This window comes from Bacillus sp. C30, from assembly GCF_040838255.1.
Classification (GTDB): domain Bacteria; phylum Bacillota; class Bacilli; order Bacillales; family Bacillaceae_G; genus Bacillus_A; species Bacillus_A mycoides.
On sequence record NZ_JBFPJH010000457.1, the window covers coordinates 1 to 2,279 of the forward strand.

General features: G+C 36.1%; 2 protein-coding genes. Both read left to right on the forward strand.

Annotation, left to right across the window (positions count from 1 at the left end; translation table 11 throughout):
* Positions 1-1,091, forward strand: a 1,091-nt coding sequence (locus AB3X49_RS21680) for an ABC transporter ATP-binding protein (protein WP_367964672.1), incomplete at its 5' end; no start/stop codon positions are given.
* Positions 1,084-2,279: ABC transporter ATP-binding protein (locus tag AB3X49_RS21685; RefSeq protein ID WP_367964674.1), on the forward strand; the 1,196-nt coding region annotated here is incomplete at its 3' end. The genes AB3X49_RS21680 and AB3X49_RS21685, both read left to right, overlap by 8 nt.

Consider the following 2,279-nt stretch of genomic DNA (forward strand, 5'->3'; position numbering starts at 1 on the left):
CATTTAAGGATTACACATTAAATTGGTTCCGTAGCACATGGCCTTTAATGACTCTCGGGAATGCGCTCCTCCCCTCAACGCTTGTTGGAACACTTCCAGTCGGATTGCTTCTTTACCAAAATGGTACTATTGAACCAGCAGAACTTATTATCTCATTAACTTTATCGATGGGATTAATTCATCCGCTCATACAATTGACAACTTTCGTTAATGATTTTAAATCTATCGAATATGCAGTGAATGACACAAAGGACTACTTACATCTAGAAGCATTATCGGTTGCCCCTACTTACAATCTAGTACCAACTCACTTTCAAATAGAGATGAATCATGTTGCATTTGGTTACAACGAAGAACATACAGTTATCCGCGATCTATCGTTAATTATTCCTGAGCGTAACTATACCGCACTTGTAGGTCCGTCTGGTAGTGGTAAATCCACTATCGCTCGGCTCATAACACGCTTTTGGGATGTATCTGATGGAAGTATCAACATTGGTGGCATCAATATTAAAGATATTCATCCAAACGATTTCAGTAAGATGATTAGCTATGTTGCACAAGATAATTTTCTTTTCCGTACAAGTATATTAGAGAATATTCGCATGGGGAATCCCAATGCTTCAGACGATGAAGTTTTCCATGCAGCTCGCCTTGCTCGTTGCGATGAATTTATTAAATCATTACCAAATGGCTATCAAACGGACTCTGGTGAAGCTGGAAAAAAACTATCTGGCGGTGAAAAGCAGCGTCTTGCGATTGCTCGTGCTATTTTAAAGGATGCACCAATTATTATTTTAGATGAAGCAACAGCGTTCACAGATCCTGAAAATGAAGCTGAAATTCAAAAAGCATTTAATGAGTTAGCTTCAAATAAAACACTAATTGTTATTGCTCATCGATTATCAACGATTAAACACGCTGATCAAATTGTCGTCTTACAAAGTGGCAATGTTCATACTATGGGTACCCATGACCAGCTCTTACAAAGTAATAATTTGTATCAAAAACTATGGCGAGCACATATTGGTGCAAGTAAAAAAGACATTCAATCAGACTATGTAACTAAGGAGGGACATTCCAATGTTTAAGATTATAAAACGAATTCTGAATTGGACCGGTCCTTATAAAAAGCGCGTATATCTTGGGTTCGTCTTCTCATTTTTCCAAGCTATTTGTATTGCTTTACCCATTGTCATCTCTGCTAAGGGACTGCAATATATGCTCGATGACTATCATGGTACAAAAGAATTAACTTCACAAACAATTTGGTTACTCCTTTTATTTATGGTGATAGCAATTTTAGGACGATTCCTCTTTTCTTATTTAAAAGCTGTTTATCAAGAGAGTGTCGGTTATGAACTCGCTGCATCACATCGCATTCAGCTTGGGAACACATTAAAAGGAGTTTCACTCGGTTTTTTCAATAAGTACCTTACAGGTGATATTAATGGTATTGTAACTACCGATTTATCATTTGTGGAAATGATGGCAATGAAAATGATTGATATTGTTGTAAACGGTTATATCATGACATTTACAATGATTTTATTCTTATTGTTCTACAATCCCATTATGGCACTTATTGCAATTGCTGGCGTTATACTATCTATGATCTTTTTACAATTACTACAAAAACATAGCCGGAAAAAGGCACCCGTACATCAACAAAGTCAACATGAACTCGTTAACAATACACTTGAATACTTACGTGGTATGTCGGTTGTAAAAAGCTTCAACCAAGAAGGTATAGCATCACGAAATATTAACAAGGCCTTTAAAAATAGTAAAAATGTTAACATTGAAATTCAAAAGTCATTCGGTATTTATAATGTCGGTCACCGTATGGGGCTGAAGCTTGCATCAGTTTTACTTGTTCTCGTTGCTTCGTCACTTGTTTTATCCGGTGATATGGAGTTTTCTGACCTGATCTTAATCACACTATTTTCTTTCGTTATGTTTGATAGTATTAAACCAATTAGTGATGCCACACACGTTCTTGAAACAGTTGACAATATGCTAGATAAGCTGGATGCTATTGAACAAACAGAATTTGTCGATACAAAAGGTAAAGATATACATTTAAAACATTTTGATATCACGTTCGATCATGTTTCATTTAGCTATAGTGATCGCCCAATTATCCAAGATGTATCACTTCATATAAAAGAAGGAACAACAACTGCAATTGTCGGTCCGTCTGGTTCTGGTAAAACGACACTATGTAACTTAATCGCTCGTTTTTATGATGTAGATAAGGGGGCTATTACAATTAATGG